This window comes from Legionella gratiana (assembly GCF_001467695.1).
GTDB classification, from domain to species: Bacteria; Pseudomonadota; Gammaproteobacteria; order Legionellales; family Legionellaceae; genus Legionella; species Legionella gratiana.
Genome location: NZ_LNYE01000020.1, coordinates 653,846 through 672,906, shown reverse-complemented (window position 1 = coordinate 672,906; position 19,061 = coordinate 653,846). Strand labels below are relative to the sequence as shown.

Here is a 19,061-nt window from a genome sequence, read left to right as displayed (position 1 = left end):
CATGAAGCGCTTACGATATTTTTTTCAAAATTTCCTCTATGGGTAATCCCATTACATTGTAATAGGAGCCTTTAATTTCTTTAACAAAAGTATCTCGTACTTGCTGAATACCATATCCTCCAGCCTTATCAAAAGGATCTCCTGAATCAATGTAGTTTTTTATTTGTTGTTCGGTAAGGGAGTGAAAAGTAATATTGGTTGTCACATAATCAATACACCATTGTTGTTGTGGTAGAAAAACCAAGGCATAACCCGTATAAACTTCATGAGAATTGCCGCTTAACATGCGCAACATTCTATATGCATCTTCGTAGTTGTGAGGTTTTTCTAGAATATGATTCCGATAAACCACTGTAGTGTCTGCTGCCAAAATGAGATCCGCGTCGTCTATTGCAACTTGAGACAAAACAGTTTGAGCTTTTTCTCGAGCAAGACGGGTTACATATTCTTTAGCCTCTTCGTCTTTTTGCAAAATTTCTTCAATATCCGCAGGCATAACCACAGCAGTAAACCCATGCTCCTGCAATATTTGTAAACGCCGCGGAGAAGCGCTAGCCAGAATGATTTTTAATAGGTGGTTTGATTTCATGAGTATTTGAAAATAATGCATCTAATTCAATAAGCTTGCTGAGTGCCTGATCACCACGAGTCTCCCTTTATCTAGGTTTATATTATTACATAAATAATTGTATTTTGTATTCTAAAAAAGTGTGTATAGGAACAACATTCTGTTTGATTTCTCTATTTCCCGAAAATTTTTTTACATAAAACTTAAGCAAATTAAGATTTCCTTAATATTCATTTGATGAAATTTTGCTCTTTTTGTTAATTTATTAAATAACAAAGGGGAAGTAATGAAACATTATTCCAATTCGCCTAAAGACTCGTTTTTTAACCCAGATGAGCGCGCTAAAAAATTACCAGTAACAAGCCAAGAAGCGCATCACATAGTACGCTCAACAACCGCTCTTAATGATATTTCGGATATAGTTTATCGATTTAATCTATTGGTACATAAGGTGACGTAATAATCCCTTGAACTTAAACTATAAAAGTAGGCTACCTGATAAATATCGTTATTAGTTCTTTATAATGTTCTTCGTTAAAACCTAACGCAACTGTTTTATCATTTTGCATCAAAATAGGTCGCTTGATAAGCGAGGTATTTGCGATTATAAAATCTATTTTTTCTGGAAGACTTAATGATTCATAATGGTCTTTATATTTTCGATAAGTCATTCCTTTTTTGTTGATTGGAAGTTCACCAGAGTACTCACTCCATGCTTTTATTTGTGCCTTTGTTGGTGGGCATTTTTTGAAATCGATAAACTCATAATCAATTTTATTTTTCTCTAAGAAAAGGCGAGCTTTTTTGACAGTCTCACAATTAGGGATCGCAAACATTAAAATCATTTTTTCCAAGAATTCAACGACTACACATAATGATATCTTATAATGATGTATTCATTTTCTCCAGGAAAATATCCCCACTATATTAGTTCATAAGCGTAGAATAAGACGCTCTCCGTGAACACTCAATAGCGTTAACTTGAGGAAAGAATGGGGTGTCGGTAGCAACTTTTAGTTTCGAAAGAACGTCACCCTCCGCGAAAAGCCTGTCTCTTGATCCTATCTCATCAAGAGACAGCTGCTTGCGCAGAGGGGGGGACTTCTCAATACCGTCTCCTTCCGCAAAAGCGGAAGGTCTAAAAGTAACAAATCTTTGCTCTAAACTTCACCTTGCAGTCATACGCGTATGAGACCCCCTGCTTACGCAGAGGGTGACGATGCTCTCAATACCGTCTCCTTCTGCAAAAAAAATAATTGGATCCTGTTTTATTTGCGATAGACAAGATGTGTAGAAGATTCAGGCGAAAAGCGGAGGGTCTAAATAACGTTCCAAAGCCATATGAAGCACCGCTCATACAGGTCATATTTAGTGACAGAAAAAGCATTCCATATTTTTTATGTCGTGCTCAACTTAGAAAACGGTAACCGAGCACACGAGTGCATTAGCATACGTATCACCCGTGTTTAGTGTATTGAGATATAAATCATTTTCTTTACTCAAATTTCCTTTACCTAGATAAAAGAAACGATAGCCACACTCAATTGGCATTGGACCGAGAATATCATTCAAGCGTAATCCCACACCTGCTGTAACGCTGAATGTCGTTGAACTAGATCCTTTAAATGCGTTATCCGGTACAATAAAATCAGCTAATGGTGTTTCACGATAGTTCGAAGTCCACATAAAATTTGGACCTATTCCAGCATCAAAAGTAATGTTGTATGTTGGATTGTTTGTAGCAATTATTGCTTTTGCCGCAGCATAAAGTGGTAGATTTTGAATGTTATATTGATAAGAAAGATTGGTGAATAAATCTTCTTGTACTATATCGCCACGAACAGTTGTCTGCCCTAAATAGAACAAGTTCACTCCATAAGAAAGCTGTATGCGTTCTTGAGAATAACCATTGAAATACAAGCCAATACCAGCAAGGCCACTGATTTGCGAGTTATTTTCTACGGTATAACGGTTCCCAATCAAACTTTCAATATCAATATGTTGTGCTTTGCCTTGAGAAGCCCCAAAAAAACCTCCTTGAAGTGGAATAGACCAAAGTTTAGAACTTCCACTATTGCCCATCGTTCCAGCCATGCACGATAGAGGCAGTACTAAGCATGTAAAAAGCACATGTTTCTTGATTCGCAATTGCATAATTATCCTTAATTATTATTTGGCTATTTTTCTTACCCTAAGACGCTATTACATCTTGGGAGCATCGTCAAGTAACACATGTAGCTCATGCCTTCATGATGCTTGTTTAGATGAGAAATAGAATTAGTTTGTAAAGGTTCTGGATTTAGATTCACACCACATTTTATCTTTTGGTATTTTATTAATACCAAATAAATAAAAGCCACAACTAAACCGCAGTTTATGTGTGTTTTATATTAAATTACTTTTATCAGGGATCTCAAATATCCAGGCTATGTCCTTCTAATTCCAAATGCATACATTGTTGGATTGCTTCAATACGCATTATTTTAATTCTTTTAGTGATCTCATGACCTATATATTTCAAAGCAAGTTCTTTAGTATTAATGGATTTAACTGTTTGAATAGCATGGCGTACTTTTTCTATAGAGGCCGACTCCTGGGTGCATCGTTCAAAAACATCCAAGCAATCGTTACAGCGTTCCTTATTTTGGAACGCACCAATGTTTGTTACTAAATCCAATAATTCTGGAGCCTGCAATTCAGAAACACGTCGGAATTGTGGCAAATTTTTGGTTGTTAATAATGCTAAGTCACGGTATTGATTGGATACGTTGAATTGTTTGCAAAATTTGATTATTTCTTCTTGTGTCAAATCATGCATCAAAGCAGCAAAACGTACTGGAGCTGAATTTTTATGATCTGCGGCTCGTTGCATGGCGTTGATACTAGGCCCGGGTATTTTTATATGAGGGAATAAAAGACGAGACGCACCGCATTCTTTTAATACATCGAAAAATTTCTCTGGCTGTGGTCCCATGAGTGCCCGTTCCATTTCTTTCCAAATTCGCTCATTACTGAGTTCACTGAGTTTTCCTTCAGCAACCATCTGCTTCATGAGCTCCATTGTTTCTGGGGCAACTTCAAAACCTAAGCAAGCAGCAAAGCGCGCCGTACGTATTAATCGAAGCGGATCTTCAACAAATGCAGGCGATATATGCCGTAATATCTGTTTTTCCAAATCAACTTTTCCATGATAAGGATCAATTAATTCACCCAGTTTTTCTTCTTCAAAAGAGAACGCCATAGCGTTAATTGTCAAGTCTCGTCGCTTTAAATCATCTACTAAAGTAATCGTAGGAGCAATATCGAACTCAAAACCACCATGCCCATAGCCTGTTCGCTTTTCAAGCCGAGCAAGAGCATATTCTTCTTTGGTTTCAGGATGCAAAAAGACAGGGAAATCGCTTTTATGCACTGGCTTATAACCCAGCTCTAATAGTTCATTTCGGGTTGCTCCTACAACAACCCAATCATTATCTTTGGGGTGAAATCCGAGTAATTTGTCACGGACTGCGCCGCCTACTAAATAAATTTTCATGCTTTTAAAAGGATTATACTTTGTCAAAATGAGCATTTTACATCCAATTTGATGGAATTTCAATAGTGATGACGCATAATTGATAACCTGACGCCATTGCTATCGCTTTTCAAAAGGACATTCAAAAATGAACCCTATTCGATAACCAAAACGTTCAAAACTGATGAATTAATCTTGCTTAAAAAGTTGATTTTCTGAAAATTTAGTGTACTATTAATATGCAATATGTATCAAATAAATTCTCTAAGAAAATTATTTCAAGGAGGTTATCATGCAAGTTAAGGAAATCATGAGCAAAGAACCAGAATTTTTGCTCACCACTGCTACCATTTTTGATGCAGCAAAGAAAATGCGCGAATTAGATACAGGCTTTTTGCCGGTTGGCGATAAAGCAACCGATAAAATCGTTGGTATACTCACCGATCGTGATATCGTTATCTCAGCCCTTGCTAATAAAAAAGAATTAGATACGCCAGTGAAAAATGTAATGCATCAAGAGGTATGTTATTGCTATGAGAATGATGATGTTCAAAAAGCATTTGATAGCATGAAAAAGAAACAAATTCGTCGTCTAATTGTACTAAATAAGAATAAAAAATTATCCGGCATTTTGTCTCTAGGTGATATAGCATTACATTGCGACACAAAACTATCCGGTGACGCATTGAAAGATATCTCTGTACATTAATCAATTATTTCACTTCTTCTTAGTATTAAAGAATGACGACTTAGAAGAAGTGAAGCAAAAAATAATATCATCATCGATGATATTATTCATGCCGCAGATAGTCTAGGCATGGTGATCGAGATGTTTGGTCACACAATTTACATTGAGCATAATGGACCTGATGGAATTCAAAAAGCACAGGCCATAAAACCCAATTTAATCTTATGTGACATTGGCTTACCTGGTATGAATGGCTATCAAGTTGCTGAAACCCTCAAGTCTGATAAAAATCTGAGTGCAACTTATCTTATTGCACTTTCTGGATATGCCCAACCCAATGATATTGAAAATTCGCACCTTGCAGGATTTGATTATCATCTCGCTAAACCACCTGATTTAGCGAAGCTTAAGCAAATATTAGAAGAAATCTAGGGTCTGTTGACAATCATCCCTAATGATTTGAAGTTATTGGTCGGCATTAAAAATCAAAATAGAATCATTCGATAACTAATTTCGCTTCCATAGTTCGAATTTTTTCATAATCTAATAAAATTGACTCCCTATCTCCAGCCAGCCCCACTATTCCAATACTCGTTAGATAATCTACTGTTTGGGGAACAAGATCACCATTTTTAAACCAAATATGTTCATTAAGAAAAGTCGGCAATTTAGAAATGTCAGCGAAGGTTTCAACATTCGATATTGTTCCTTGAGCTGGTGACTTCAAAAAGACAGGTACAACCGTTTTTTTAAATACATATTTTTTTGTTGCGACATCACCATCAGCATAGATCTCAACTAATTTATCCGCTTGACTGCTGCCAGTAGCTTCGCGAGCAAAGCCCACAACTGGACCACCGCACATTCTGGCACCTGTTTCGATGAGGCGAGGACCTTCTTTAGTAAGCATGATTTCATTATGAGCAGCTCCCCAGCGGACTCCCAAAGCATCTAATGCCTTTTGAGTATAGTCAAATAACTCACCATACAGTTCTTCACTATAAGGTACAAATTCAACATGGTCGTAAACCGTTTTACGACCATTGAATGATGTTTTATTGTATTTAATTAAATGTGCCAAATGGTGTTTTCCATTGGCACTCACAGTACCTACAGCAAATTCCGTACCCATTGCCAGTTCCTGAACGACAACGCTTTCGTTCATTTTCCCAGTAAGTTTAGAGGGTTCAGATAAAACTCGGTTGAATGCCTTTTTCCAATCTCCTTTTGCTGGAATGTGGAAAACTTTATCGCTGCCAGCAGATGCCGGGGGTTTAATTATAAACGGAGAATCAACGAATCCGTTGGTCTTAATCCAACTTTCAGCTTCATTTTCAGACGAAGTATGGAGCGTCTTAAGGGCTGGAACCCCTGCTTCCTGCAACGCTTTTTGCATGAACGCCTTATGGAATCGATGCACTGATTTTTTAGGATCATTGGCAAACTGAGGTGTTAACGCTATAGCCAGAGCTTCCGCAAGAGGAACCGCTTCCTCAGCACCAGGAATAATGGCAAGAGGCTCATACTTCCTAAGAATCTCTATAAGATTTGGTTGGTCTGGAATAATCGCAACAAAGTCGGAAGTTTGGATTTTAGCTCCAAATCCAACCCAATCTAGAGATTTAAGTGTAACCGCAATAACAGGTATCCCTCGAGCTTTAAACGCTGGAGCCAACTCTACTCCTGAGGATACTGGCTCGACAATAATAACAGGTTTATTCATATACTAGGTACCTTATTTGTATTGATTTTTCTGGCCAATTCAACTAAAGACTCAACATTCTCTAATGACGTGGAGGATTGAATATAGGAATCGGGTCTTACTAAAATTGCCTGGTTTATATATTGAATGTTATTTGTCCAAAAATTTCCTTGACATTGGTTTGGATAAATTTGAATAACGGAGACAAACTCTGGAAATTTTAGATCCAACTCACAAGAACCAAAGAGGAGTAACGTAAATTTCATATAGTCTAAAAGAGAGTAAAGTCGCGTTTTGACAATGCCGTTAAACACTTCAAAATCAAAGAGTCGAGAACCATTGAGTCCTAGGTTTCCATAACGAATACCCATCCCCGTGATGTTTCCAGCCCGTCTTTGGATAATCTTTACGTAGTCCTGGGCGTGAGTCCCATTCAGTGAATACTTAGTCGAACGGACGAGCTCACCTGAAGTCTCTATCACATCACGCGCCACTGGTTTACGCTCGTCTTCATAACTCTGTAAAAGTTCTCGGGGAGCTCCGCAATAAAGAACCCTATATAACTTCCACATGAGATTAAATGCATCTGCAAGACCTGTGTTGAGGCCTTGTCCCCCATTTACTGAATGAATATGACATGCATCCCCTGCAAGAAAAATACGATCATGCACGAAGAAGTTCTCGGCTACAGACTCCTTGACCGAAAATTGTGAAAACCAGACAATCTTCTTAAAAGATAAGGAATGAGGCTGCATTGCATGATTAATTTTGTCAATTGCTTCATTCAAGCTAAAGTCTTTCGTATCCATTCTTACGTAAAACCTGTCGATTTCACCTTCTCTTGGAATCCAAGCTACATCGGATGTCGCAGCCTGAAAAACAATGATTTCAGGAACTTTTGGAAAATCGGTGTCGATAATGCCGTCGATTACAGCCCATATAATTTGTGGCCGGGTGATTTCAAAAGGTATTTCAAAGTGATTTCGAACAAAGGAACGCGCACCATCCGCGCCAATGACGTATCTTGATTGAATACGTTCTCCATTTGAAAGAGTCGTGAGACATCCCGATTTATTAAGCTCAATGTTTATGATTGCTGTTGAACGCTTTACTGCTGCAGCAGTCTCTTTAAGTTTCTCATCTAACAGTTTTTCTATATAGGACTGATCCAGCATGAGGAAATGTTTATGCAAACAACCCTCCAGCTCCTCCCACCATGACGATTGTCGGGAGATGAATGTTCCGTTAGCCCAAACAGAACTGGTATTGCAGGTTTTTCCTAAAGGATAAAGTTCATCAAATAAATCAACTAACTCAAGAAGTTGTAAGGTACGTGCATTAAGCGCATCAGCTCTTCCAACCTTTAAAGGACCCTCAGACTTATCGACAATAACAGTATGGATACCACAAAGTTGTCCTAGGTAGGCACACATGAGACCTACCGGACCAGCACCAACAATCACAACATCTGCAACTTGCGCACTCATTCATAAGACTCCAGACCAGGATTATCAAAAGGAGGATTACTCAAAACATGAACTCGTTGGATATGACGAGGGGACTTGGAGGCAAATCCCTCTCTACCATGTAATAGCGAAAAATTATCAGCGATGACTATATCCCCTGTTTGCCATTCATGGGCGTAGAAATTATCCGGTGAATAAAGGGCTTCTTCTAAACTTCGATGGAACCTATCTAACTCTTCATGGTTAATACCAGTAAATTCCAGATCAGGTGGGTTTATAAAATGGCCTTTATCTATAGATGGAGGTTCATTGTAACGAATTACTGAACAATTCTTTTGCGGATGCTTAGTAATAATTGGTGATACCGTCTTGCTACTATAAAATTCCATTTTTCGTTGATAAGTACCCGTCACTTTACTCCAAAACTCTTTTATTTCAGAAGAGGCACACTTTAATGCTAAAATGGTGTTTGAAAAAGTCGTCCGTCCTCCTTGTCCAGGCAAGGGCGCTTTAACACAATGAAAAATCTGATATTCGGGAACTTGAGGTCGATACATACCATCCCAATGCAGCGGCATATAGCTGTGATCAAAAATGTGATCTTCTGGGTTGTCTTGCTCAATTAACTCAAGCACTTTTCCAAATGGCCAAAGACTAACTTGGCCCCAGAATTCGCAATAATTAGAAAAATCCTCAGCGTTTTGAAATGTCTCGAACCCTCTTAATACAAGAAGTTGGTTCTTCTCAAATAAATGACGCAAGTTCTCTACATCTAGATCCTTCACCTTCGTCTTTTCATACATAGATTCTAAGAGCACACCAAATGGTTGCAGATGCGTTACTTTATACTTCATAAGACACCTCCGTCATTAATCGATAATGGCTAGAACGTCCATCAGAAGAATAAATCAATTTTGCACCTAAAGCTTCCGCTTCTAAACGTTTTAGTAAGACATACCCTTTCTTGCTTTCAACAGCAACACCATGCCAGGGGGTCATCCAGCTTTCATTTCCTATTAAACGAATTCCTAATTTTTTTGATCCGCAAGTTTGTGGATGAATGGACAGTCGCACTGCCTCAGGAAAACGCTCAGAAATGAGCACACTCCAAGCATTACTTCTTCTTATGACCTCATATGCTTTAGAACGAGATTCTTTTTGGACAGCAGAACGACTTTTTGTTTGACCTGCGTGCATGGCATCTTCAAATAGAAAACGAATGATTCCACTGTACATACGGTTTGCCTCTTCCTCATCAGGATTTGCTGATGATTTGGCGCCGTTACGAATTTTGAGCTTAAGAAACTCTAAGGACTGTCCATAACTTTTCATAAGCTCCTCACGCATTCGGACAAAATGAAGATCTTTATAAACGTAATCAAGGTTAAAAAGAGATAGGTCTGAAAGAGACATTTCCTTTATAAGTCTATCTAGCTCAACTTGGTAGGCGGTCACATTACTTTCTTTCATGCCCAGCACATCACTAAAAACCCTGCCATCAGAACACAGAATAATTTTAACGCCGGGTGTATAAAATTTTTTTATTCGCTGACAAAGTGTTCCCAAAAAATTAAGAGAAAGTCGTTCAGCATGATCGGGCAAAGGACCCAGAACTTTTTCAGGATTTGGAGACTTTCCAGGGAAAGCCGGTACTATAAAAGTAACAGGCTCATTCTTTTTAACTGCTGAGATGATTTTTGGCAAATGGGGTAAAGAGCACTTTTGACAATCTCTACTACATAAGCTAATACCCTTCGGAACACGACGAAAAATCATTACTTCCATTAATATTCTTTGGGCAATTTCCATAGCAGAGGCTTTATCTAATGACTTTATAAGTACGGAATCTTTAGGGTAATGATTCTCTGTAATTAAAGTGAATGCTGTATTTTTCATTTTCCTTCCCTCCTAAAATGAAGAGTACAGATCTTCAACAAATAATTAAAATGATTTATTTTAATGGTTGTGATAAATTTTATTTATATCTCATGTTAATCTGATGAATTTATGTCTTTATTATTGGATGATATAAAGTATTTTATAGTTGCCAGTGATACGCTCAATATTACAAGAGCATCTGAAATTATTGGAATATCGCAACCTGCACTTAGTTATTCCATAAAGAGACTCGAAAATAAACTTGGCGGGCTGTTATTTATTAGACTTAAAAATGGGATCCAGCTCACGAAACTTGGAGAAGAGTTTAAGCAACGCGCTCATTGTCTATTATATGAATGGGAGCAACTTCAAAACATAGCGAATCCTGAATCAGGCTTTGTTCAAGGAAACTATACCATTGCTCTTCACCCTTCGGTCGCTCTTTATGCGCTTGAGTACTTTATGCCAAAACTTCAAGTGCATTATCCTGGGCTTGACTTTAATTTTATTCATGGCCATTCACGAGAGATGACAGAAAAAGTGATAAGTTGGGAAGCAGATTTTGGTATTGTTGTGAACCCCATACAACATCCTGATCTCGTTATCATAAAGCTATCTACTGATGAAGTCTCCGTCTTTTATGCCAAGAATGCCCAAAATAAACTTATTTATGATAGAAAGCTTGCTCAATCACAATACATACTTAAAAAAATTGGCAAAAAGCTAACTTTTAAGGGTGAGATTAATTCTACCAGCCTTGAGGTTGTAGCTAAACTAACCTCTTTAGGTCTTGGCTATGGTATTCTACCTACAAGGGTGACATCTCAATACAAACATCTTAAAAAATTAGACGATGCGCCTGTATTTAAAGATGAGATTTGTTTAGTCTATAGACCTGAAAAACATAACAATCCGGTAAGTAAAAAAATTATTCAAATTATTAGATCATCTATAAACAATGACAACGTTCCAATCTAAAGTTCCTCTTAAACCTAAATTCAGTAGTTGAATCTACTACGAGTGTCGAATTTTGATTAAATCAGCGAAAAATATAAGTATGCTACACTTAAAATGAAAACTCGTTGTAGCATTTCATTCTATGAGAGTGTCATTTTGAAGCAGGAAAAATGGTTACAGACCCTAATAATAAAAGGATTGCATCATGTTAGCACGACTCTTTATTTTTATTCTAAGCTTTATTGCTTCTTGCTCATTGTGGGCTTTTACTTGTTACTACACCTTAGCCAAGGATAATTGTTGGACTAAATATAACGTTACTGTACAAGTAATAGACGGGTTAACAGAAAAAGTTTTAATAACGCCTACAGTGCCTGCGGGAAAATCTTGGGTACGTGAGACTTTTTCCTGTTCGGTTGCCCAGAGTTTAATGTTTCGTGCACAATTTTCTCCCGTTTTTTGGGAAAACGATAAAGATAAAGTCTATGTTTCTAAACGTTTTTGGCCTTTGCCAGGGACAATAAATCCTGGTGATTCGGCGTGGAATATCTCCGTTTGTTTTCCCGCTGATTTTACACAAGTACCACTTCCTCCGGAAGCAACCAGTAATTGCACCTGTGATTTTGACAGCATTCCTGTCATACCGCCGAAAAAAATACAACCGTAGGGCGACTTTAAGGATCATGCATTGACTGGAATATTTATTGCGACTGTATTTACACTCATTTTATTTTTTCTGGAAAGAATGTTTCCCCTCAGGAAACGTAAAAGAGACACCCTTTCCCGCCTGACTGTTAATATTGCAGTTTCCTTAACGACCTTTACTGTAGCCTTTTTTCTGATACGTCCGACAACAAGATTTTTCCTTGGTTGGACCGCCAACACGCCGTTCGGACTAATGCAGTGGTTTAAAGTTACAGGCCTTTGGGAAGTTTTGGTCGGGTTTTTATTGTTGGATCTTAGCTTCTATTATTGGCATATTGCCAACCACAAAATTCCGTTCCTATGGCGTTTTCATAATGTACACCATCTCGATCCCGATCTTGATGTTTCCACTGGTTTTCGATTTCACCCTGGTGAAGTGGCGCTTTCTACGTTTTTTCGAGCTCTTCAAGTAGCGTTCATCGGCGTATCAACGAGTACTTTTTTGATGTACGAAGTCTTATTTCAGATGAGTACTTTTTTCCATCATTCAAATATGCGTTTACCTTTGCGTTTGGAGCAGGCGCTGAACTTTATTTTCGTCACACCAAGAATGCATGGAATTCATCACTCTAATTTTCGGAGAGAAACGGATTCAAACTACTCTGTTGTTTTTTCGATTTGGGACAGATTACACCAAACTATAGGTTTAGGTGTCTCCCAGGAACGCATTGATATCGGTGTTCCTGGATATGCGCGGAAAAAGGATAATCACTTAAAACAGGTAATGATAGTACCGTTTGTTCAACAACGGGAATACTGGAAGGACGAATCGGGTCATAAACGATTATCCCGCAGTGAAAAGATGCGGCGCAAAGCGCAGTGGTTGGTAGAATAACTATGATAATTCACTCTGCTTCCACTCATACTGTCATTCAAGTAGGCTATTTTTGAAAGCTGCTAACAACTCATCAACGATTTTTCACAACAACCTCTCTCGTCTCATTGGATTTAAACATCTTGAGCAAATTGTTGGCCGCCGAATTATCGTGATCAGAACGTACATATTTTCCGTTGACATGATGAAAACCCGACACAAAAATCTTACCTGCTTTCATCAACCTAGCCAGTTCCTGCGCACGAAATCTTCGCCTGTCATCAAGTTCAAAAATGACGAAACGTCGTAATCGGTGAGAGTATTCAGCAGAACGCATCCGTGCCATTATCGAGGTACTAATAACCTGAGCAAATAGAACCATATTGCCATTCACCACTAAAGCTGAATCAGGAGTTCCATCAACCGTTAGCTCTCCAGCAGGAGTTGAATCATCAAGAGAATCAGCAAGTACGCTTAGTTGAGCGCCGAGACCAGTCCCCAAACTTTCTCTGAGAACATTCGGAGCATTGTCAAGTTCCACAGCACCGTTCCAAACTTTCTGCACAAGTGTTATCCACAAAAAAATACCTAGGGCAGTTAAGCTCCCTACTCCCGTAAAGAGAAGTGCCGATGCCCCAATAGATAGCACCCATTTTAGCGCTCCATAAAAGATCTCATCACTATCATCAACATCAACATCAATTCCAGATGTATCCATCGTCATCCCCGTTGTACCTCGGATCAGCCGTGGAATAGCCACGCCATTGAAGTCGATATCAACATCAGGAGCCACATCAATAATAGGCGTATCAATCTCCCGAATTACATGCCCGGTTATTTGAATTCCATTATCAGCCATCGACATTGACAAGGAGGTTACCTCTGCACCGTCAACTTCTTGCCCCACTTTGGCCGCTGCACCCCGCTCTAAAACCATGTCCAAGAAATTCCTATTATAAGCAATAGCAAGCCCTGTTCGTGGTGCAACAAAACTTTCTGTGATTGTTAATGCTGGAGCTGTTGCCGGTGGACTGGCTGATAGGACGAAAGCATCAGCGCTGTCTGCTCCGGCTGGTGTTAAGGTAAGCGCAACATTCCATTCAGAATCTTCAGGCTTGGTATTAGGGTCGATGAATCTTGTGTCATTCAGACCTCGAACAAGGCTATCGGCAATCGCAAGTCGTGTATTTGTAAGTATGTCTTGTACCTCGGAGCTATTCATGAAATTGTCAATATCAGTTGCTATTTCTGCGGGTGAAGGGGTTCCATCAACCCCATCATAACGAAAGCCAATCTCCGCAACTGCTTCAGCATCGACCAAGATCACGGTTAATCTTGCTGCCGCATCAAGAGGGACTACCAAGGGAGTTGCGTCTGGGTCAGAAGCAGGTCGTATCTCGATCGTTCCCAAAATACGCAAAATACTTCGGGGAGAATCAGGCCCCTGCGTTACCATTACAAACTCAAAGGGATCGAGCAGAACAATAATATGAGAAGGTTGTCCGCCAATGTCCCGGTCAAACTCCAGATGGTTCGGTAACCGCCCAAGCCGAGTTAGCTCGCGAAGAAAATCGGTGATGACACTGAAAGAAATTCCAACCGCTGCATCTGCGTTTCCTAAATCAATATTCATCATAACCTCCTTGTTTGGATGCTATCAGGGGCCTTTCAATTAATAAATGATTGCGTATTGCAGCTGATCTATACTCATTGAACGGCTCCATTGCAAAAATTTGGACTTCCTATTTCCTATACCTAATGGGGATTAGCATCCTTGGAATAACCCCCCATAAAACTGGTTTCTATAAATAACATCGCTTTCAAATAAAGATAGTCTGTTTTCTTCTTTTCTTCCAAGTTCCAAGTTTTTATATGAAAAAAGTAGCCGTATATCGTTTGCTTTGATTTTTTTCTTGCAAGTTTTTTCATTACAGAAGCTATTTAATTTGAGTCAATATTGATATATGCCTCATTATCAATGTGGGAGTTTTTTCGCCAAAATCGTAGCGACATCACTAGAGTAAACAAGGCAGCAAATCCGATACCCATTCCCGTATAAAGAGCTCTTTCTTCAGCAAGAGGAATTATAGCTGGGGAATTTATGCCAGCTACAATAATAATCATTGGCGTTACGAATACCATAAATATTCCGTAATGTTGCTTTCGCATGATAAGTGCTATCAATGAACAACAAGCAGCAAATAGCAAAAGATAAATTGATTGTTGTAAGAGATGTACAAAAATGATTGTTAAAGCAACCCCAATTAATGTTCCAATCATACGATAAATAATACGAAGCCACCTTGTGTTATGTTCAGGATGAAGTACAGCAAGTGCTGTGGCAGTTGCCCAAATGCCATGTTGAGGATTGATATGAAAAGCGATTGCCGTACACAATATTCCTAAGCTCGCTAATTCAAATGCATAAATGATGCCATCAAATTGCCACAAATCAATTTTATGTTTGGATTTCTTTTGATGCATCATCTCTTGAGACTGAATTGGAAAACTAATAATCAGAAATAGTAGCGATAAAATAACTCCAGCTATCCATAGGAGAAATAAACTTTGCGAGCTCATTCCTCCTGCATGCATGCTACTACCAATTAACCAACCTACTGCCCCAAAATAAGTTACAATAGAGATTGCTTCATTTTTCAAATGAACAACAAGACCTGCGATAAAGAGGCTAATGCCAAATAAAACCAAGATTATAGATGATGTTGGCGCAAATAAGGACCCTAAAACAGTCGTGCAAGTAATAAGCATTCCAGCGCTTAAAGTCGCATAAAAACGTTGCCAATTGTTTTCCCCTACCCCACATATTCCATTTAAAAATGAACTAAATCCAATAATTAAACCTTTATCGAGCTGATTTAAAGATGCGGCTAAAACAATAGGAAGAAATAATGAAATAGTGATTCTCAGGGAATCAATATAATTATTACGTCTAGATAAAATCATTCCAACTCCAGTTGGTTTTTTAATCGTCTAGCTATAGAGTATACTCAAAAAATACTAAATGCTATTTTTTGAACACTCATCGGTTGCCCGGCATGAATCACATTTCCTAAACTCATCTTATCAAGCTTATTGATAATATAGAAAAATTTCACTATTTTAGGCTTATTTAAAAAGGATAAGCATGAAAAAGAGTGGTCATAAAATTAATATCTTTACATTTATCTTAATTTGGTCAATGTGGTTTTTAGCAAGCTTGACTTATTCTCATCAATATTTTTTACGTCAAGTAGTAAGCACTTTATCTCATTATTTAATCAATGATTTTTTCCTAACTATTGTTGATCTAACCGATTTAGCCGCTCTTTTCTTCATATCCTACGTGCTTACTTTACCATTTAGTGGTGTTTTAATTGATCGTTATGGCGTAAAAAGAATGTTGCCTCTTTCATTGATAATAGCTGCGATATCCTGTTTTTTATTCTATCTGGCTAAAACTGATGTTGAATTAATCATAGCCCGCTTGTTAATGGGTGCCTATGCAACTTTTACACTAATCTCTTCGTACACAATTATTAAAAAATATTTCCATGCCAATCTATTCCCCTTACTCTCTGGTTTAACGCTCACCATAGGCCTAACTGGTGCTATTTGCGGTAGTTTTATTCTTCTCAAATTCACTGCCCCATTTAATTGGCGTGCCTCCTTGCTTTATGCAGGTTTTTTTGCCCTAGTAATTGCCTTACTGTTTTTTATTTCTGTCCATTTACATGATACGAAATATAGCACGCATAAAAACAATAATAAAAGTATGAAAATTTTTTTTAAGGACTGCAGATTTTTTTTAAAGAAATGGAGTAACTGGTTAACAGGCTTGTATGGAGGATGTGTTCTTACTCCTATCATTGCTTTTGCAAGTTTCTGGGCAACACCCTTTTTAAAACTTCACTATCATATGGATCACTTAAAGACCACCTATTTTATTTCCGCTACTTTTGTTGGTTATGCGATAGGTGCTCCAATTATTGCTGTTTTAGCTCAAAAAGTTGGCCTAAAAGAAATGATGGTTCTCTCTTCTGCTTTGGCTTCCGCGATGTTAACTCTGATAACAGTTTCTAATTTCAACGAGTTTTTTTTAATAAATTGTTTCATATTATTAGGTTTTACTGCGGGTGCATTTGCTTTAAGTACCATCCTAATCAAATTATCCATTCCCGAAGATATTACAGCAAGCGCTTTCAGCTTTAATACTATGATAGCCCAGTTATTTGGTGCCTTCATCTTATGGGTAATGGGAGAATTTATTTATTATTTTCATAAAACTAATCTAGTGAATAAACAAAATCTATATTCAGAAATAGTACTGCAGCATACGATGTATTTACTGATTATCGTCTCCTTGTTGGGCTTAGTTATTGCCTGTGTTATTCCGTTTCCTAAAAAACGGGGAACCGAAACAAAAATATAAAAATGGAATATAAATATCCGTAATAGGAACATCTTTGGAAATGATCGGGATAAATACAATCTTATTTATCCCCAACATTTGAGGACGCTGTTCAGTTACTTCCTCTCTTAAAAACTATGAGTAGGTAAAGAAGCTTGAACGGTTTCTTGAGTGCTTACGTTAGAATTTGAATCAAAAAAACCATTCGAATTTGCTCCCGCTCTTGAGTGAGTTACTTTTGTATTTGTAATAATCTCTGTAGTGATTCTGCAGGGTACTACATTGATCCACTCATGAAGCATTTGTAGGTTATCAACCATTATCGTTTCAATCGCGAACATATTCGAATCAATTTTAGAGGAGAACTGTTCCTCATCACATTTGCCACTCTTTGTCGATGCAATAAAATAATCAAAATTTGCATTTGCAGCAGCTAAATAATCGTTAATATCATCACCTATATATACCGTTTTTCGATAATTTGCGTTCGATTTTAATTCTCGTCTAAATTCTGGTTTAGCAATGAATTCCTCGAGTTGCATTGCATTTACTACGTTTAGTTCCATTAATGCTTTAAATTGCTGAATTAATAACTTGGTGGGATCGGGCTTATATTTGCGCTTAAGATTAACGCCCATAGTGTCATTTAAGGTAATGAGGTAATCCCCCGGACACATTGTTTTCTTAGCTGCATGTTCATGAGGTTCCCGATTATCTGGCAACTGACAATGCACGCCTCTAATATGATGATTCACTGCTTCAGCAACAGTATCTGAATAATTATCACTGCAAATTGCAAGCTTATGCCCCTTTTTATTCATTTCTAGTAAAAAACGCTCTGCACCAGGGATGGGGAGCATATTTTGTCCCATGCGCACAATGACCTCATCTACAGATCCACGCTCCAATTTACTTTTGAGTTTTTCAAGGTTGTCAACAGAAAGATGTGGAAATTGCTCTTTTAACGCGTTAATTAGCCCATCTGCCCAGTTTTTTTTACCATAACCAATTTCAAGAAGGGCTTCCATTGTGGGTAGTTGCGTTTCACCAAGAGTCGATAAAATTGTTCTTATTCGCCAAGCCTCGGAGGGTTGTGAGTTGAAAATAGTTCCATCATTATCGAGGATTATTATTGCTTTTCCCGTTTGGAGTAATCCCACTAAATCCCTATGAGTATTTTTTTGTAGCGTATCAACACATTCATACATAATTATTATCCAAATAATGACTTTCTGGGCGATTATACATGGAATAATTAGGCTCATAACTGTTAAAAAATAACAGTTATTTCTCTCATTTTGATTGTATATAATTTTGCCCAGGATATTCTCCTAATACAATAACTTCAAATAGTTTTACAGTGGGTAATATAATGACTGAACAAGTAATTACACTTAGTCCTCGAGTAACACCTCAAACGTATTATGATCAAAATGCAGCTGAGTTAGGTGTTGTTCCAGATGGAACAGGTTTACAGATTGTCTTTAAAATCAATGGAGAGAATTATGTATTTGCTGGGCCTCGTGGAGGTTCTGTACTAACCGTTAATGGTGGAACTGTCGAAAATAAAAATGATCCTTTCTTAACACAACTTGCAGAAGAAATTGAAGAAGAAACTTTTGGTGTGTTAAAAATAACCCATTCTCAAGAAACTGGTTATCAACTCAATTTGAATGGAAAACAACATGCTCTTACTGTTCAAGATGATAAAAGTTTTCTATCTTATAAGCCTGGAAAATATGCTTATGTGACGTTTACTGCAGTTTGTAAAACAGTAACTATGGATGAATTGGAAACCGCGCAAATGCAAATGAATCCTACAGCTGCATTCTGGAATCAAATCGGTAACTTCTTGTTCCCACACACAAGAAACGCCCCCAAAGATGATACATTTTCAGCCTACTGGGAATCACCGTCTGTAGCAAGAGCTGACTTGATTGCAAAATTAGAACAAACTGATGAAAATACTCTATTAATTAAACCAACTGAAGTTTTTGGAACTCAAACCGTTGCCCAAGCATTAGCCAAATTGAATGAAATCAAATCCTATGACGAACTTATGAGCCTGTTTAAACACACAATAGGCCGCTATAGTGAGCGTCCTGGATATTATGTATTTAAAACTTCTGAGTTGGTCAGCGCAGTGAACAATGAAGATATTAAAGAAGTACGCGATTACAAAGGCAATAAAGTAGCTTCTGGAATCTTTAATGATAGTGTGGTTAAAACCATCCTACCTTCATTTATTCCTTCTCAAGTTTCTATTGGAAACTCGCGAGATGGCCTGTTTGCAACATCCGGCACTGAATCTTTATCTTCAGAGCAACAAGCATTGCAGATGCGATATTCTTAACTTAAAGG

Annotated in this window: 19 protein-coding genes; 8 read left to right on the top strand and 11 right to left on the bottom strand. The window is 37.9% G+C overall.

Going from position 1 to position 19,061, the window contains the following annotated elements:
- Positions 1-10: 10 nt before the first annotated feature.
- On the bottom strand, positions 11-589 hold the full coding sequence (locus Lgra_RS07665) for a Maf family protein (protein ID WP_058498724.1): 579 nt from the start codon (positions 587-589) through the stop codon (positions 11-13).
- A 265-nt stretch (positions 590-854) separates the two neighbouring features.
- Here Lgra_RS07665 and Lgra_RS17795 point away from each other — a divergent pair, with 265 nt between their 5' ends.
- Entirely contained in the window at positions 855-1,028 is a 174-nt protein-coding gene (locus tag Lgra_RS17795; protein WP_157068261.1) for a hypothetical protein, read from the top strand.
- 31 nt (positions 1,029-1,059) lie between these two features.
- Here Lgra_RS17795 and Lgra_RS07660 read toward each other — a convergent pair whose 3' ends face one another.
- From Lgra_RS07660 to Lgra_RS07650, 3 genes are all read right to left on the bottom strand, one after another.
- A complete protein-coding gene (locus Lgra_RS07660; RefSeq protein ID WP_058498660.1) occupies positions 1,060-1,413 on the bottom strand; it encodes an arsenate reductase family protein in 354 nt (117 codons plus the stop codon).
- A gap of 568 nt (positions 1,414-1,981) precedes the next feature.
- Entirely contained in the window at positions 1,982-2,722 is a 741-nt protein-coding gene (locus Lgra_RS07655; protein WP_058498659.1) for a hypothetical protein, read from the bottom strand.
- A 259-nt stretch (positions 2,723-2,981) separates the two neighbouring features.
- A complete protein-coding gene (locus Lgra_RS07650; RefSeq protein ID WP_238584388.1) occupies positions 2,982-4,139 on the bottom strand; it encodes a tRNA nucleotidyltransferase/poly(A) polymerase-related protein in 1,158 nt (385 codons plus the stop codon).
- A 235-nt stretch (positions 4,140-4,374) separates the two neighbouring features.
- On the opposite strand from Lgra_RS07650, the gene Lgra_RS07645 reads away from it, so the two are divergent.
- Positions 4,375-4,791 carry a CBS domain-containing protein gene (locus Lgra_RS07645; protein ID WP_058498658.1) on the top strand — a complete coding sequence of 139 codons (417 nt, stop codon included), beginning with the start codon at positions 4,375-4,377 and terminating at the stop codon, positions 4,789-4,791.
- A gap of 66 nt (positions 4,792-4,857) precedes the next feature.
- Positions 4,858-5,202, top strand: a complete 345-nt coding sequence (locus Lgra_RS07640) for a response regulator (protein WP_338011219.1) — start codon at positions 4,858-4,860, stop codon at positions 5,200-5,202.
- 64 nt (positions 5,203-5,266) lie between these two features.
- On the opposite strand, the gene Lgra_RS07635 is transcribed toward Lgra_RS07640, so the two are convergent.
- The 4 genes from Lgra_RS07635 to Lgra_RS07620 are packed head-to-tail and all read right to left on the bottom strand — an operon-like array spanning position 5,267 to position 9,834.
- Positions 5,267-6,493 (bottom strand): ATP-grasp domain-containing protein, encoded by a 1,227-nt coding sequence (locus tag Lgra_RS07635; protein ID WP_058498656.1) that lies wholly within the window; start codon positions 6,491-6,493, stop codon positions 5,267-5,269.
- Entirely contained in the window at positions 6,490-7,959 is a 1,470-nt protein-coding gene (locus Lgra_RS07630) for an FAD-binding protein (protein ID WP_058498655.1), read from the bottom strand. The genes Lgra_RS07635 and Lgra_RS07630 overlap by 4 nt, the downstream gene beginning before the upstream one ends.
- Positions 7,956-8,792, bottom strand: coding sequence for a TauD/TfdA dioxygenase family protein (locus Lgra_RS07625; protein ID WP_058498654.1), 837 nt, complete (start codon positions 8,790-8,792; stop codon positions 7,956-7,958). The genes Lgra_RS07630 and Lgra_RS07625 overlap by 4 nt, the downstream gene beginning before the upstream one ends.
- Complete coding sequence (locus Lgra_RS07620; protein ID WP_058498653.1) at positions 8,782-9,834, bottom strand: L-tyrosine/L-tryptophan isonitrile synthase family protein; 1,053 nt, start codon at positions 9,832-9,834, stop codon at positions 8,782-8,784. The genes Lgra_RS07625 and Lgra_RS07620 overlap by 11 nt, the downstream gene beginning before the upstream one ends.
- 111 nt (positions 9,835-9,945) lie before the next feature.
- On the opposite strand from Lgra_RS07620, the gene Lgra_RS07615 reads away from it, so the two are divergent.
- From Lgra_RS07615 to Lgra_RS07605, 3 genes are all read left to right on the top strand, one after another.
- Positions 9,946-10,794: a LysR family transcriptional regulator gene (locus tag Lgra_RS07615; RefSeq protein ID WP_058498652.1), complete on the top strand. Its 849-nt coding sequence runs from the start codon at positions 9,946-9,948 to the stop codon at positions 10,792-10,794.
- Between the two features lie 184 nt (positions 10,795-10,978).
- The gene (locus Lgra_RS07610; protein ID WP_058498651.1) at positions 10,979-11,440 is read left to right on the top strand and encodes a hypothetical protein; all 462 of its coding nucleotides are present in this window, start codon (positions 10,979-10,981) and stop codon (positions 11,438-11,440) included.
- A gap of 21 nt (positions 11,441-11,461) precedes the next feature.
- The gene (locus Lgra_RS07605) at positions 11,462-12,313 is read left to right on the top strand and encodes a sterol desaturase family protein (protein ID WP_058498650.1); all 852 of its coding nucleotides are present in this window, start codon (positions 11,462-11,464) and stop codon (positions 12,311-12,313) included.
- 73 nt (positions 12,314-12,386) lie between these two features.
- On the opposite strand, the gene Lgra_RS07600 is transcribed toward Lgra_RS07605, so the two are convergent.
- Both Lgra_RS07600 and Lgra_RS07595 read right to left on the bottom strand, forming a co-directional pair.
- Complete coding sequence (locus Lgra_RS07600) at positions 12,387-13,925, bottom strand: hypothetical protein (protein ID WP_058498649.1); 1,539 nt, start codon at positions 13,923-13,925, stop codon at positions 12,387-12,389.
- Positions 13,926-14,233: 308 nt separating this feature from the next.
- Positions 14,234-15,256, bottom strand: a complete 1,023-nt coding sequence (locus tag Lgra_RS07595) for an FUSC family protein (RefSeq protein WP_058498648.1) — start codon at positions 15,254-15,256, stop codon at positions 14,234-14,236.
- A gap of 181 nt (positions 15,257-15,437) precedes the next feature.
- Here Lgra_RS07595 and Lgra_RS07590 point away from each other — a divergent pair, with 181 nt between their 5' ends.
- Positions 15,438-16,721, top strand: coding sequence for an MFS transporter (locus Lgra_RS07590; RefSeq protein ID WP_058498647.1), 1,284 nt, complete (start codon positions 15,438-15,440; stop codon positions 16,719-16,721).
- Between the two features lie 107 nt (positions 16,722-16,828).
- Here the strand turns inward: Lgra_RS07590 and Lgra_RS07585 are convergent, their stop codons facing one another.
- Complete coding sequence (locus Lgra_RS07585) at positions 16,829-17,908, bottom strand: HAD family hydrolase (RefSeq protein ID WP_058498646.1); 1,080 nt, start codon at positions 17,906-17,908, stop codon at positions 16,829-16,831.
- Positions 17,909-18,072: 164 nt separating this feature from the next.
- On the opposite strand from Lgra_RS07585, the gene Lgra_RS07580 reads away from it, so the two are divergent.
- The gene (locus Lgra_RS07580; RefSeq protein ID WP_058498645.1) at positions 18,073-19,053 is read left to right on the top strand and encodes a hypothetical protein; all 981 of its coding nucleotides are present in this window, start codon (positions 18,073-18,075) and stop codon (positions 19,051-19,053) included.
- Positions 19,054-19,061: the final 8 nt, after the last annotated feature.

Bases quoted from the DNA above. Each gene is read 5' to 3' on its own strand.
- Lgra_RS07665 (WP_058498724.1), bottom strand. From the start codon at position 589: ATGAAATCAAACCACCTATTAAAAATCATTCTGGCTAGCGCTTCTCCG.
- Lgra_RS17795 (WP_157068261.1), top strand. From the start codon at position 855: ATGAAACATTATTCCAATTCGCCTAAAGACTCGTTTTTTAACCCAGAT.
- Lgra_RS07660 (WP_058498660.1), bottom strand. From the start codon at position 1,413: ATGATTTTAATGTTTGCGATCCCTAATTGTGAGACTGTCAAAAAAGCT.
- Lgra_RS07655 (WP_058498659.1), bottom strand. From the start codon at position 2,722: ATGCAATTGCGAATCAAGAAACATGTGCTTTTTACATGCTTAGTACTG.
- Lgra_RS07650 (WP_238584388.1), bottom strand. From the start codon at position 4,139: ATGCTCATTTTGACAAAGTATAATCCTTTTAAAAGCATGAAAATTTAT.
- Lgra_RS07645 (WP_058498658.1), top strand. From the start codon at position 4,375: ATGCAAGTTAAGGAAATCATGAGCAAAGAACCAGAATTTTTGCTCACC.
- Lgra_RS07635 (WP_058498656.1), bottom strand. From the start codon at position 6,493: ATGAATAAACCTGTTATTATTGTCGAGCCAGTATCCTCAGGAGTAGAG.
- Lgra_RS07630 (WP_058498655.1), bottom strand. From the start codon at position 7,959: ATGAGTGCGCAAGTTGCAGATGTTGTGATTGTTGGTGCTGGTCCGGTA.
- Lgra_RS07625 (WP_058498654.1), bottom strand. From the start codon at position 8,792: ATGAAGTATAAAGTAACGCATCTGCAACCATTTGGTGTGCTCTTAGAA.
- Lgra_RS07620 (WP_058498653.1), bottom strand. From the start codon at position 9,834: ATGAAAAATACAGCATTCACTTTAATTACAGAGAATCATTACCCTAAA.
- Lgra_RS07615 (WP_058498652.1), top strand. From the start codon at position 9,946: ATGTCTTTATTATTGGATGATATAAAGTATTTTATAGTTGCCAGTGAT.
- Lgra_RS07610 (WP_058498651.1), top strand. From the start codon at position 10,979: ATGTTAGCACGACTCTTTATTTTTATTCTAAGCTTTATTGCTTCTTGC.
- Lgra_RS07600 (WP_058498649.1), bottom strand. From the start codon at position 13,925: ATGAATATTGATTTAGGAAACGCAGATGCAGCGGTTGGAATTTCTTTC.
- Lgra_RS07595 (WP_058498648.1), bottom strand. From the start codon at position 15,256: ATGATTTTATCTAGACGTAATAATTATATTGATTCCCTGAGAATCACT.
- Lgra_RS07590 (WP_058498647.1), top strand. From the start codon at position 15,438: ATGAAAAAGAGTGGTCATAAAATTAATATCTTTACATTTATCTTAATT.
- Lgra_RS07585 (WP_058498646.1), bottom strand. From the start codon at position 17,908: ATGTATGAATGTGTTGATACGCTACAAAAAAATACTCATAGGGATTTA.
- Lgra_RS07580 (WP_058498645.1), top strand. From the start codon at position 18,073: ATGACTGAACAAGTAATTACACTTAGTCCTCGAGTAACACCTCAAACG.